This is a genomic window from Nodularia harveyana UHCC-0300 (assembly GCF_034931085.1).
In the GTDB taxonomy this organism is placed as follows: Bacteria; Cyanobacteriota; Cyanobacteriia; order Cyanobacteriales; family Nostocaceae; genus Nodularia; species Nodularia harveyana.
The window spans coordinates 65,388-77,934 of sequence record NZ_JAYGHG010000008.1; the positions used below are offsets into that span (position 1 = coordinate 65,388).

Here is a 12,547-nt window from a genome sequence, read left to right on the forward strand (position 1 = left end):
TCAGACAAACAAATAGTCAGAACTCTGTTTAAGCTGAAATTAGCCGTACTTGTCCCTAGTTATGATCAAAACTGATAGATGTAGTTAAAACTTTTAACTTTGCCTGGGAGATCAACTAACCCCAGCAAAAAATTGCTTGGAAACCTTTCTTAACTGTATCACTAATAAAATTGACAGTAGAAACTACAAAGTCACAAATAGCTTGACCGATATTTTTACCAATTTCTTTCACGGCTTCTGCAAAAACTATAGTAGCAATAGCTGTACCTGCAACTCCGAATGTGTCCATAATTAACCTCAGAATAAATTCAAAAACCTTATATATATTACTATTTTATTGTGCATTTGTCATGTTTTGAAAATGACTTCATCCAGTTTAAATCTCTGATGTCTGGGAAGTTGCATAATGGCAAACTCAAGGCTTAAATCTCAACCTTTCAAGGTGAGGAGATTTTTGACACCAGAGAAATTGGCTGCATAACCTCGAAAATACTACATTTCGCTCAGTATTTCCAACATTTCGCTTTTGGTTAGATGTTTACCAGTACCGCGTGCATTACGCCATGTAATACCTTTTTCTTTACACACCTGACGCAATTCAGTAATTTTTAGTGATGCAAAATCTGACTCTTGCTTGGGTGGTTTCTGTGGTATGTTTTCTAGCACCTTTAGCGGTTCAGTCTCTGGTAGGGTCAAAAACTCGCGGTTAATGTTATATTCTTCTATCGGCACAAGTCGCCAATTTGATTCTGGCGATAGTTCCAAGACCAATTGATGATAACTAAACAGACTTTCTCGATGTCCCACACTAATAAAAGTTGTACCGCTTTGTTGCAACTGTTGATAAAGTTGTTGTTCATTTTTCAAATCTAAGGCGCTAGTAGCTTCATCTAAAATTACATAGCGGGGACGAATCACTAATAATCTGGCAAAGGCGAGGCGTTGTTGTTCACCTAAAGAAAGAATGTTTTCCCAATAAACTTCTGTATCAAAACCGCCGACTCTTGATGTTAAATCTGAGAGGTTAACTTGTTGTAAAATCTCCTCTAGTTCTTCGTCTTTAATGGGACGATCTTGCTTGGGATATAAAAGTTGTTCCCGGAGGTTGCCTAAAATCAGATAAGGACGCTGGGGTAAAAATAACATCTGTTCTAGCTGAGGTCTGACAATGCGACCACTACCAGCTTCCCATAAACCTGCGATCGCTCTCAATAAAGAACTCTTACCGCGACCACTAGGCCCAACTATTAATAGACCCTTTCCAGACTCTAGAACTAGAGATAAATCTTTCACAATTACCCTCTCATAGTTGGGGGTTTGTAAAGTGACATTTTCCAGTGCTAAACGGTCGGCTTCTACTGTCTCAATGGTATTACCTGTTTTCTTGGCCTTAGTAACGTCCAAAATTTCTGAGAAAGTAGATAAGCGTTCTACCAAATTGATAAATTTACCAGAAGTACCAAATTCTGTTACCAACACAGCTAAACCACCAGCAAAGAAATTACAGGCGGTACTAGCTTGGTTAACTTCTCCTAATTCGATTTGGTCGAAAAAATACAAAGGTGCAATGCCTAGAAAAGGTAAGATACTCAAGAAAGATTGATATCCAGTTACAAAAACTTGTTGATCTCGTAACCATCCAATCATTTGGTTTTTCGCATCGATCAATTTAGTAAATTTACGCTTGACTATATCTGATTCTTGATCTTCTCCTTGAAAAAAAGCAACTGATTCAGCATTATTCCGGACGTGGGTTAAGCTGTAATTAAAGTCAGCGACTCCTTCTAATTGAGCAGTATTAATTTTAATTAATCTTTGACTGAGATACCCAGAAATAATATTACCTAAAATTCCGTAAATAACTACTATGACAGCTACGGGTTTATAGATAGTCCAAATCACCACTAGAAATGAAGCAATTTCTAAACCTCTTTCTAAGACCACTAAAAAGAATTCTGTAGCTAGTTGGGGTATTTGTTCAATTTCTTGGGCAATTCTTTGGTCTGGGTTATCGATTTCTGTACGAAAGTTGATTCTGTAATAAGCGCGATTTTTAAAGTATTTATCTAAAATATAATTATTTAAAAATTGATACCAATCAAGGGCAATTTTTTTTCTCAGATATTTGGAAATTCCCACTAAAGGTATCAAAATGATTAACAGGTTACTATAGACAAATAATAAGCGGAAAAAACTAGCTATATCTCTTTGTTCGAGTAAATCTATTAAGTCCCTAGTGACAAAACTATTATAGACATTAACGGCATTAATTCCGATAACCAAGGCAATTAATAAACCTAATAAAGTCCAGGAATATAAAACATAGATAAATCTTCTATCTTCATTACCTTTAAAAGACCAATAGGGTTTGGCGATCGCTAAAAATTGTTTCCAAAATTCTCGACTAAATAAATTCATGTTGCACCCTGATTTTACAAAACCCTTTTTGAATTATTTACTACACAAATACAGAAGACAATTAACTAGATTCTGTATTAGAGGAAGTCACCAAAACATCAGCTATTCAAACTTAATAGTGATATTAGATTAGTCATAATGTCTTGTTTTTCCGGTGATGTTGACAATTAAAGGTCGAGTATCAACATTCTTGACGAGAATATTCAGCAATTAAATAGGATTCGTATATCTTTAAATTAACCGCCCATGAAAATTTTTAGCTGATATTTATCAGCATATTTAAACGATTACGAAAATCACAATACTACTGTCTGGACATTTATGCAACAAGTATCTGGTTTTTTTCGGATTTTTAGTTAAAACTTAAGTGCTTAGTACAGCTGGTGTAAGTGATTAATCATCAGTATCCGGTTCATCTAAGCAATCAGATGGAGTGATGGATTCAGAGGAATCTAGTCCATCGTCTGTGAGACGGATAATTTGCCCATTGAAGAATTTGGCTAGATTTCGGGCGGCGTTTTCAACTTCATCAGTTTCCCAATCAGCTTGGGGTGTTGGTACTGTTAGTGGGGGTAATGTTTGCACTCTAGCTGTATTAGTGGTTGATTCGGTATTTGCTGCCGGTTCTGGTTTTGGTGTGGCTGATGGAGTCGTCGATGCAAAGGATTGAATTGGCTGATGATAGTTGGGTGCTGGTGGTTGTTGAATGGGAGCAGAATTTTGTGGTTGAGGATTTTTTCTGGTGGAGTTAGGAGTGGAAGCAGTTCCTTTTTCTAGATAAACCTCTATTTCGCGCTGAAAAATCTTTTGGAAAGCAGCTTTAATAGTGGGCAGATCAGATTTAAGTGTGTCTAACCAAGCACCTTTGACAGCAATCCGCACCACATTCCCGTTAAACTCTGTAATCTGGCACATTTGACCAAGTAAGGCTTGTCGAGATGGCATCTGAATATTCATCCGCACTTGTTGCCAAACTTGAGTTAAGTCATACTCTGATTCTGTAGTAAGTTCCTGTGGAGATGCAGGTTGACTAGTTTCTGGTGCTTCAGTTTGAGGTTCCGGTGTGGTTGGGTTAACAGTCGGATTTTGATTTGTGGTTTGGGGTGCAGCTGCTGGATGAATCGGAGAATTTTGATTTGTGGGTTGGGGTGTAGCTGCTGGATGAATCGGAGAACTTTGATTTGTGGGTTGGGGTGCAGCTGCTGGATGAATCGGAGGATTCTGATTTGTGGGCTGTGGTGTAGCTACTGGGTAATAATTTGGAGCGACAGCAGGTGCATTCACTCGCTGAGGTGTGCTTTCAGCTTGGGTTTGAACAGTTGCACTCGGCAATAATCCCAGTAATGTTACTTCTAACCACAAACGGGGTTGGGTGGTATTTTTAATTTGCACTTCGGCTGTGCGGAGGTGTTGCTGTCCCTGCAAAATTGTGGTGATGTCGAGTTTTTGGGCAAATTCTCCCAATGCTGCCCAAGTTTCCTGGGTGCAGGTGACTAAATCCTGGCGATGGGATGCTGTTTTAGCTATGAGTAAATCGCGGTAGAAGGCGGCGAGGTTTTGCAGAATAATCAGGGGTTCTCGCCCACTATCAAGGATTTTCCGGCTAGAATCTAATACGCCTTCTGCGTGGTTTTGGCCGATCGCACTTAATAGCGTTAGTAAGTCCCGTTCACTCACCGAACCCACCAAATCCCAAACTTTTTCTGGTGTCACTTCACCCACAGATAAAGCTAATTGATCCAGTAAACTTTCCGCATCTCGTAATCCTCCCTGAGCAATTTGACCAATCAAGGTGACAGCATCGGGAGATATATTAATATTCTCTTTGGAGGCGATCGCACTTAAATGGTTGACCATCGCCTCTAACTGAATACGTCTAAAATCAAATCTTTGACAGCGTGAAATAATCGTGGGTAATACTCGCTGCGGGTCTGTAGTCGCTAAGACAAAAACGACGTGTTTCGGTGGTTCTTCTAATGTTTTTAATAACGCATTGAATGCCGCCGTACTGAGCATATGGCATTCATCGACCACATAAACCTTGTAGCGGCACTGTACCGGGGCAAACTGCGCTTTTTCAATCAACTCCCGGATATTATCAACACCAGTGTTGCTAGCCGCATCAATTTCGATCACATCGAGGGAATAACCCTTAGTAATCCCTTGACAAACATCACACACACCACAGGGTTCAGCAGTGGGCTGGGGACTGTTGAGACAATTTAGTGATTTAGCAAGAATCCGGGCGCTAGAAGTCTTTCCCGTACCTCTGGGACCTGTAAACAAATAGGCGGGGGCAATTTTAGCAGTGCGGATCGCATTAGTGAGGGTAGTAGCGATCGCCTCTTGTCCCACTAATTCAGCAAAACTCTTGGGGCGATACTTATGGTGCAGGGGTTCGTAAGACATGAATGGAAGACTTTAGTGCCTTTCAACTTTGGTTATCAGCACCCAGTCGAGTTTGGGATAAAACCATTTTATAGCAGGGAGCCAATAACAGGCTTGCCCTGAGCGACTTGTACTGAGCGACTTGTACTGAGCGGAGTCGAAGGGCTGGAAACTCCCTAATTATCAGGGTTTTATTATCTGTTTGTCTCCTCATCTGCCAGAATTAATTCACCGTAACTTCCCCACCGAATTTAGTAGTCCGAATCACCTGTAACTTTCCGTTTTACCGACTTAGTTGAGGGCTTTCTGCTTTAATAGTGGCAGGACTTATGCAAAATTATGAAATAACGCTTGCGAACCGCATACCTCAAAGAAGATAAACAAATAAGAGCTTCAGTAGTAACAGCCATACCCTGCTTACTCTGATTCTTAATCTTGTCGGAGCCAGAGTTATTGCCTAAGTCCGAAGTTATCAACAATACTTCATGGTGTAACAAAATGCTCAGGCGGCTAATTCAATGGTTAAAAAATCTTTTTCGCAGCTGGTTTGGAGAAAAACCCACTCCCTCCCACATCAGGGATGATATTTCCCAAAAACCAGCACCACCCCTCACAGATACCGACTTAGAATTTCTCTTCAATCAACTAATAGAAGGAGTACATCAGGCCAAAGGACAAGATTGGGCGCAAAAATGGCTAAATAATATTGAACATCGTGTTTCTACTGAACGTTGGGTTGAATGGTTGCGGGGTTTTGGGGAAAAATTACTCGCATCACCCACACCTAACAACGAATTAGCAGCTCGTTTAGTGAAAGTCGGAGAGGTTGGTATTGGTAAAGTGGGATCTGTATCATTAGAAATTGGAATGCAGTTGTTGAGACGCAATCAAGGGGAACCAGAACCAATATGGGAATATGACGGACCAGATGCAGTTAAGACACCTTCACCAGACCCAAACAATCAGTCAGCCCCAGAAACAGCAAGTCAGTCAGAAAATTTACCCACCGAGGGAACAACTAAAACCGTCACCCTAGATGAACTTTTGGTCATGTTGCAGCAGGATGAGACAATATGCCAGCAAATCAGCCAGCAACTAGGAATTGAGACTAATGATCCAGAAGAGATTATCCAGGAACTGATCAATCAATATCATCCTACTAGTCCATCTAATACAAATCAGACTTAACCCGGCTTGACAAACTTCACCATTCTAAAAATCTGATCCCGTAATTAGTGATTTTTTTTGACACAACGATCGCTACAATCAAGGAGAGACCCAACCGACAATTATGGCAGATGCTCACGCAGCTATTCCAGAGGCTTAACAAGTTTTTAACCCACCCTGTTGATCATCAGCAGAATCGTTCTTTTGATGCTGTCAAGGGATTGGAAGTGTTACAACCAGTTCCTGAACTCACTAATGCGGATCTGGAAGTTTTATTTAATGAGTTGTTGGAAGGTGTACATCAAGGACGAGGACAACAATGGGCGATCCAATATCTACAACGGATGGAAGATCGGATTAGTGTTGATCGGTGGATAGATTGGCTACTGATATTTGCGGAAAAATTGCTGTTATCACCAGCGCCTCATCATCAGTTAGCAACAAAGATGATGCAATTAGGCGAACTGGGAATTGGTACGGTTGGTGAACTCTCTTATGACATTGGTATCCGGTTGTTGACCGGAGAATTGGGCGATGAATACCAAGAAGATGAAACTACAAAGTCTGAAATTGTGGACTCCCCAGGACAGGAGTTAATCAGAAATTTAGGTGAATCTTTAGGAAATGAAGCCGGAGAAATTGAACAAGTTGATGATGTTGGGGAAAATACAGTTGAAGTAGAGGAAACTACTGCACAAATCTCATTCACTCCGCCTGAGAAAGATGTGATGGGGAATTTGAATCCACTTTTAGAGGAGTCTGAAACGGAAAAAATTCAGATGATCCCACTCCCAAAACCTGGGACAACAATCATATCTTCTCCTGAAAACTGGAATCAGTCTTTAGGTAATTTACAGGCAAATGTAGCTGAAACCTTAGATGAGTTATTGGTGAGGTTGGATCAGAGTACGAATTTAGTCCAACAGCTAGCTGCTAATCTCTCACCGTCCCATGAGATCCAGACTGTGATTCCTAATCAACTGGATGTTCCTGGCCAAGATTGGTTTTATCAGGGTCTTCAGCAAGCGAAAACAGGTGATTTGCTAGGAGCGATCGCGTCTTATAATCAAGCTATAGAAATCAATCCTGATGTCTCGGAATATTGGTTTAACAGGGGTTTAACTTTATTTCATTTACAAGATTTGACCGCCGCCATCGCCTCCTATGACGAAGCCATCGCCATCAAACCCCATCACTACAAATCTTGGTGTTATCGGGGCAGAATTTGCGGTGAGTTAGGAGAATTTACCGAAGCGATCGCCTGTTTTGACCAAGCCATAGCAATTCAACCCCAGAATCCCGAAGCCATAGCCGGGAAAGCTTTAGCCCTGTTAAAATTAGGCGAAATTCCCGATGCGATCGCCGCTTACGACCAAGCCCTACATCTAGAACCAGAAAATCCAGACCACTGGTATTACCGGGGAATCGCCTTAGCCGTCGGTGAACAATTAGCCGCCGCGATCGCCTCCTACGACCAAGCCATTGAACTACAACCAGATTTTCATGAAGTTTGGATTGACCGGGGTGTAGTGTTATTTAATTTAGGTAACTGGTCTGAAGCGATCGCCTCCTGGGATCAAGCTCTAGCCAAAGAACCAAATTTATACTTAGCTTGGTATAACCGGGGGATAGCCTTAGAAAACTTAGGAGAAAGAGAACAAGCGATCGCCTCCTATCAACAAGCGATCGCCATCAAACCCGACTTTCACCCAGCCTGGTACAACCAAGCCCTAGTCTTATTTTATTTAGACAGATTTTCCCAAGCCATCCTCGCCTACGACAACGCCTTAGAAATTAAACTTGACTATTGGGAAGCCTGGATCGGTCGAGGAACAGCCGCAGGTCACTTAATTCCCCCAACCACCTTAAAATCCTTAAATAGCATCACCACAGAGAATCCTGCCTTACAGCAAGGCGGCTATGAAGGTAAACTAGCAACCTATGAACAAGGATTAAAACATCTTCATCCAGACACCCACCCAGAAGGCTGGGGAAGACTGCACATAGCTAAAGCCAACACCTACTACGAACAGGGCAAAAAATCCTCACAAACTCGTTATTATTGGCATCAAGCCATAGCCGAATATCAGCAAGCCCTATTAACCCTCACCATCGAAGACTTTAGCGAACTGCACTTAGAAGTCTTGCAATCTCTCACCAAAGCATACTTGAGTATAGGTAACACAGCACAAGCCGAACAACTACAGCAACAAGCCGCAGATTTATTAGCGCAACTCTTCAATCAATCCACTCGGTCTGATGAAAGTAAAAAACAACTAGCCCTCAAATTTGCCGGAATTAGTCAACTAGAAGTAGATTTAGCCGTCGAATCCGGCGACTTAGTAGAAGCCTGGGAAATGGCAGAACAAGGCAAAAACTCTTGTATAACTTGGCTTCTATCCGATTGGCATGAACAGATTTACTCACCCTACTACAATTCAGTTCAACAACTCCTCAATCCCCACACAGCCATTATTTACTGGCATATTAGCCCAGTCGCCTTACATACATTCATTATCAAAGACCAAGCCCCATCACCCATTTTACTCTTTACACCCATACAAGATTTCAGCACAGGAGACTCACCACAAAACCCCCAGTCTGTAGATGAATTATCCCTACCCGAAGCAGTCAGACGCTTAATTGAATTTGAAAATTGGTACGAAAATTGGCATCAAGAATACCAAGAATATCTCACTCAAACCCCAGACCAACACAGCAAAAGTAATCATGTTTGGCGAGTAGACATGGAAACCAAGCTGTTACAACTCCAAGATATTCTCCAAATTTCCACAATTACTCAAGAACTCGAAGACATCACCCAACTGATTTTAATTCCCCACCGCAACTTGCACAAATTGCCTCTCCATACTCTTTTTGCTTCTGCATCATCCCAGACAGAAATAGCAAACAAATTAACGATTAGCTACCTACCCAGTATTCAGAAAGGTTTATTCATCAAATCTCAAAGTACATCACTATTCCCCCTGCAAAACTTCCTGAGTGTTGAATACCCCAACAGCACAAATTATTCCCCCCTGAAACTGGCTAAAGCCGCATCTGAAATTATTAGCCAGAAGTTCCATAATTACCTACATATCCAAGGGGAAAACGCCACCAAAAATCAAGTAGCTAACGCCCTATTTCAGCCTTATAACATCTTGCATTTTGTCGGGGGTATCAGTAACAATCACAGTCAGCCGCAAAAATCAGCATTGCTATTAGTAGATGAAGAAAAAATTACCTTAGAAGAAATCAGCCAAAGCAATTTAAATACTTACAAATTAGTGACTCTTGTAGCTGCTGAAGCTACGAAAAATAAAAACCAGAATATTTACACCGAATATATAGATTTAGCCAGTAGTTTCATATCTCAAGGAGTACCCTATGTAGTAACTACCCTCTGGACTGTAGAATCATCTGCCAGCATTTTAATCATGATTGAATTCTATAGAAGACTACAGCTAGATAAATCACCAGTTACCGCCCTAGCTGAAGCCACATCATGGCTGAAAGAACTAACTGCACTGGATTTGACAAAATGGTATGAAGAGTTATTAAATAATCTCGATCATCAGGAATTAACAATTAAAGCCTATTTAGCTACATCTTTATATAAGAGTAGTAAAATGATTCCCGATAAAAAAGTTTACAGTCATCCTTATTACTGGGCAGCATACACAATTAAAGGGATTATGCCCTAATTCCTTTCTGCACGCAGAGACGCAGAGGCGCAGAGAATGAGAGTTTAAGCACTTTGAGTCTGACTATGATTTTGAGTCTGGCGCTTTTGCCACAGGATGGCTACAAAATTAGTCAGTAAACAACTGATTGCTAGGGACAACAATATATAGGTAGGCAACATCACCACCCCAATCATAAACCAAGTCCATACATGAAGTACCATTACTACAGCAAAGATACTAGCGAGTACCACCGATTTCCATACTTGATGCATGGGACGACGCAATACTGTGAGGATGATTGTCAGGGATGAGGCAATTAAGTTTGCTGGTACAAGAAATGCACAAATACCTGTACAATTGGCGCGGGAAAACTCAGCTAAGGCGTTGAAATCAAGCATCAATTTCTGGGGATTAATGTCAACATCTAAAAAATAAGAAGTAAACATATTTTTAGACATTTGAACTTACCTTAGCATAGACCTGAAGTAACCACTCCAGTTATGTAACATAATTTAAATATACTCAGAAACAAAGAACAGGCTGAAAACTCGCTAATTTAGAGGGTTTAATTATCTGTTTGTGTCCTAACTTACTTGGCGGTTGCTATATTTTCAAAAAGATATAATACTATTTATGAATGTTACAAAATTTATTGGTTGTCTTTTTGCTTCTAATATAATTATTTATCAACAACCTCTGATATTTTGCCATAACTAGCATGATTGAATTTCCTTGGCAGCAAGAGACTATAATAATTCACAGTCAACGCATTCTCAACAGTTTTCAGCATTGGCTAGGATATTCTTTGTTGGATGTGAGTGGTTCATCCAGAGAAATAGCCCAAGGGTTGTTTGAAGCGCCTTTTATTTTAGCTAGTCACGGTACACAAGTAAGTCCGATTTTTAATTACGGAAACCGCAAAGCTTTAGAACAATGGGAAATGTCTTGGGAGGAATTTACCCGCACACCTTCACGAAAAACGGCTGAAGCGGTAGTACAAGCAGAGCGAGATCGGTTGTTAGCAGAAGCAGCAACTAAAGGCTTTAGCTATTTTTCTGGTGTGCGAATCACCAGCACTGGTAAACGCTTTCAAATCGAAGATGGTATTCTCTGGAATCTTTTAGACGAGCAACATCAGTATTCTGGTCAAGCTGCTGTATACTCTAAATGTGAATTTATCTGAGCATACACTGAGTAAGAAATTGTCGAACTCGACAGCTTTTATTGGTAAAGTGAATAATTCGTTTAACTCCTTGCTTAATCACGAGGTGAGTTACTAAAACAAATTAAAACTTCGACGGTAAAATAGGACGTTATGTTAAGTTATTCAATTGATTTTTAAGTGTGGTTTTTTCTGGATTCAAAAAGTTGATTAATTATCTTTGCCCTCGATGATAAACTAAAAGACTCAATTCGCATTAATATGATTATTGTCTCTACTATCTCAGATTTTTTGCATAAAGACTACCTACAAAAAATCAATGATATTTGATAAATCTCAAGCCTCATTTTGAGGATTTATACTATTTATATATTCTCAGTATTTCTATAAACTCAACTATGTCTAATACACTAATTAAACCGAAAACAGAAGATAGTTTTGCCATTACCTTTGCACCATTATCTCTGGAAGAAATCTACGCCAAAGCTAACAACCCAGCTAATGGGGCTGTAGTATTAATGAGTGGAATGGTTCGCAATCAAACCGATGGACAACCTGTAGTTGCTTTAGAATATCAAGCTTATGAACCAATGGCGTTACGAGTTTTTTATCAAATTGCGGCTGATATTCGTTCCTCTTGGCCTGATGTCAATCGGGTAGTAATTTATCATCGCGTCGGTCGTTTGCAAGTTGGAGAAATCAGCGTTTTAGTAGCAGTTGGTTGTCCGCATCGTAGTGAAGCCTTCGACGCTTGCCGTTATGCTATTGATACTCTTAAACATAATGCGCCTATTTGGAAAAAAGAACATTGGCTTGATGGTTCCAGCACCTGGGTAAGTATTGCGGCGTGTGAGCATTAGTCATAATTTCTGAGTATAAGTTGCCTAGACTTCCTTTACAAAACTATTTAATTTAAATTAAAAATTATTTAACTTAATCTAACTCAAACTTGTGTTGCATTACTTAAAGTTAATTGCAGTTATCTATTGCAGTTTGTAAATATATTTTGGGGATCATGAGACTATTCCTTTAGACTTAATCTCAATGGGAAAGTATTGGATCAATGCAAATGCATTCAATAAATTTAATGTGCCACGAATTCGTAGTTGCTGTATCCTTTGTTGCTTGTATTGCTGGTCTGTTATTACTGTGGGATCGCAAGCAGCCAAAAGATAATCTGGAAGAAACAGAGAAAATTCTCTTTAGAATGAGCTTTTCATACTGGCTTGTTTACTGTTGTGCTTTTGGGTTAGAAAAGTTGATTTTACCTGACTGGGAAACTTTACTTATGTCTGTGAAAATCACTATTGCTTTGTCGTACTTTTTAACTTTTTCTTGCGTCCTGAGTTTACCATTACATAAATTTTCAATCCGCCAAGTGGAAGAATAGTCAATAGACTATTAAGCTGATTTAATTTTCATGGCGATCGCAATAGAATCTTGAAATTTATCCTGGTCTAAAGTGGTCAGGATAAAAACCTCTTGTACCGTCTTACCATGACGAGCTATGACTTTGTAACCACCCCGAATAGGCACAGATACACGTAGTTGCATTTTTGGACAATGACCTTTCGCCCTCCCAATTACGCCAGGGGTGACAGTTTGAATCCCATCCTGTTGGCAGAGACGTTCTAAAATTGGGATGAGACCAGAAAGATGAGTTGAGTGATTCCAGACTAATCTGCCATCTTTACCAGAAGCGTCTTTAGCGGGTTTACCCATGATT

At 40.1% G+C, this 12,547-nt stretch carries 10 protein-coding genes; 5 read left to right on the forward strand and 5 right to left on the reverse strand.

The window, feature by feature from the left end; all coding sequences use genetic code 11:
- Positions 1–115: 115 nt before the first annotated feature.
- The 3 genes from VB620_RS07565 to VB620_RS07575 form a co-directional block, all read right to left on the reverse strand.
- Complete coding sequence (locus tag VB620_RS07565; RefSeq protein ID WP_323195530.1) at positions 116–289, reverse strand: hypothetical protein; 174 nt, start codon at positions 287–289, stop codon at positions 116–118.
- Between the two features lie 203 nt (positions 290–492).
- Positions 493–2,418, reverse strand: a complete 1,926-nt coding sequence (locus VB620_RS07570; RefSeq protein ID WP_323195531.1) for an ABC transporter ATP-binding protein/permease — start codon at positions 2,416–2,418, stop codon at positions 493–495.
- Between the two features lie 393 nt (positions 2,419–2,811).
- Positions 2,812–4,827, reverse strand: coding sequence for a DNA polymerase III subunit gamma/tau (locus VB620_RS07575; RefSeq protein ID WP_323195532.1), 2,016 nt, complete (start codon positions 4,825–4,827; stop codon positions 2,812–2,814).
- Between the two features lie 477 nt (positions 4,828–5,304).
- Between VB620_RS07575 and VB620_RS07580 the strand changes: the two genes are divergently transcribed.
- Positions 5,305–5,994 (forward strand): hypothetical protein, encoded by a 690-nt coding sequence (locus VB620_RS07580; protein ID WP_323195533.1) that lies wholly within the window; start codon positions 5,305–5,307, stop codon positions 5,992–5,994.
- Positions 5,995–6,104: 110 nt separating this feature from the next.
- Positions 6,105–9,677 carry a CHAT domain-containing protein gene (locus tag VB620_RS07585; protein WP_323195609.1) on the forward strand — a complete coding sequence of 1,191 codons (3,573 nt, stop codon included), beginning with the start codon at positions 6,105–6,107 and terminating at the stop codon, positions 9,675–9,677.
- A 44-nt stretch (positions 9,678–9,721) separates the two neighbouring features.
- Here VB620_RS07585 and VB620_RS07590 read toward each other — a convergent pair whose 3' ends face one another.
- Positions 9,722–10,057, reverse strand: a complete 336-nt coding sequence (locus tag VB620_RS07590) for a hypothetical protein (protein WP_323195610.1) — start codon at positions 10,055–10,057, stop codon at positions 9,722–9,724.
- Positions 10,058–10,377: 320 nt separating this feature from the next.
- On the opposite strand from VB620_RS07590, the gene VB620_RS07595 reads away from it, so the two are divergent.
- From VB620_RS07595 to VB620_RS07605, 3 genes are all read left to right on the forward strand, one after another.
- A complete protein-coding gene (locus VB620_RS07595) occupies positions 10,378–10,842 on the forward strand; it encodes an MEKHLA domain-containing protein (RefSeq protein ID WP_407674186.1) in 465 nt (154 codons plus the stop codon).
- Between the two features lie 377 nt (positions 10,843–11,219).
- On the forward strand, positions 11,220–11,681 hold the full coding sequence (locus VB620_RS07600; protein WP_323195534.1) for a molybdenum cofactor biosynthesis protein MoaE: 462 nt from the start codon (positions 11,220–11,222) through the stop codon (positions 11,679–11,681).
- A 209-nt stretch (positions 11,682–11,890) separates the two neighbouring features.
- Positions 11,891–12,211 (forward strand): hypothetical protein, encoded by a 321-nt coding sequence (locus VB620_RS07605; protein ID WP_323195535.1) that lies wholly within the window; start codon positions 11,891–11,893, stop codon positions 12,209–12,211.
- A gap of 11 nt (positions 12,212–12,222) precedes the next feature.
- Here VB620_RS07605 and VB620_RS07610 read toward each other — a convergent pair whose 3' ends face one another.
- Positions 12,223–12,543 carry a DUF2103 domain-containing protein gene (locus VB620_RS07610; protein ID WP_323195536.1) on the reverse strand — a complete coding sequence of 107 codons (321 nt, stop codon included), beginning with the start codon at positions 12,541–12,543 and terminating at the stop codon, positions 12,223–12,225.
- Between the last annotated feature and the right edge of the window lie 4 nt (positions 12,544–12,547).

What these genes read in the sequence shown, in the direction of transcription:
- VB620_RS07565 (WP_323195530.1), bottom strand. Translation starts at nt 289, where the DNA reads ATGGACACATTCGGAGTTGCAGGTACAGCTATTGCTACTATAGTTTTT.
- VB620_RS07585 (WP_323195609.1), top strand. Translation starts at nt 6,105, where the DNA reads ATGCTCACGCAGCTATTCCAGAGGCTTAACAAGTTTTTAACCCACCCT.
- VB620_RS07605 (WP_323195535.1), top strand. Translation starts at nt 11,891, where the DNA reads ATGCATTCAATAAATTTAATGTGCCACGAATTCGTAGTTGCTGTATCC.
- VB620_RS07590 (WP_323195610.1), bottom strand. Translation starts at nt 10,057, where the DNA reads ATGCTTGATTTCAACGCCTTAGCTGAGTTTTCCCGCGCCAATTGTACA.
- VB620_RS07595 (WP_407674186.1), top strand. Translation starts at nt 10,378, where the DNA reads ATGATTGAATTTCCTTGGCAGCAAGAGACTATAATAATTCACAGTCAA.
- VB620_RS07610 (WP_323195536.1), bottom strand. Translation starts at nt 12,543, where the DNA reads ATGGGTAAACCCGCTAAAGACGCTTCTGGTAAAGATGGCAGATTAGTC.
- VB620_RS07600 (WP_323195534.1), top strand. Translation starts at nt 11,220, where the DNA reads ATGTCTAATACACTAATTAAACCGAAAACAGAAGATAGTTTTGCCATT.
- VB620_RS07575 (WP_323195532.1), bottom strand. Translation starts at nt 4,827, where the DNA reads ATGTCTTACGAACCCCTGCACCATAAGTATCGCCCCAAGAGTTTTGCT.
- VB620_RS07580 (WP_323195533.1), top strand. Translation starts at nt 5,305, where the DNA reads ATGCTCAGGCGGCTAATTCAATGGTTAAAAAATCTTTTTCGCAGCTGG.
- VB620_RS07570 (WP_323195531.1), bottom strand. Translation starts at nt 2,418, where the DNA reads ATGAATTTATTTAGTCGAGAATTTTGGAAACAATTTTTAGCGATCGCC.